The organism is Pseudomonas sp. 2995-1 (assembly GCF_002742505.1).
Classification (GTDB): domain Bacteria; phylum Pseudomonadota; class Gammaproteobacteria; order Pseudomonadales; family Pseudomonadaceae; genus Aquipseudomonas; species Aquipseudomonas sivasensis.
This window is the reverse complement of the sequence record NZ_LJSA01000367.1, coordinates 1-242: the sequence shown is the minus strand read 5'-3', so window position 1 is coordinate 242 and position 242 is coordinate 1. Positions and strand designations below refer to the sequence as shown.

General features: G+C 44.6%; 1 pseudogene. It reads right to left on the bottom strand.

Features of this window, described 5'->3' with window-relative positions:
• A pseudogene (locus AOA61_RS16715) lies at window positions 1-242 on the bottom strand (DNA alkylation response protein); the annotation flags it as partial.

Here is a 242-nt window from a genome sequence, read left to right as displayed (position 1 = left end):
AGACAGCTCTTGTTTCATTCGCCCCTACATCAGATCCCCCTTGCCTCTCTGTTATAAATGTCGCGCCCTCAAACAACTCTTCATTCCCAGTTGAAAGAACATGAGGTAGATACTTCTCTTTCAGGCCCTTATCTCCATAACGATCAAGTAGATAAGCTGTCGCCATTGTTAAAGTTACTGGACAGTAAACCCCCGCCTCAGCCTGTGACAAGAGATACCCTTGAGCAAAAGAGTATAAATAG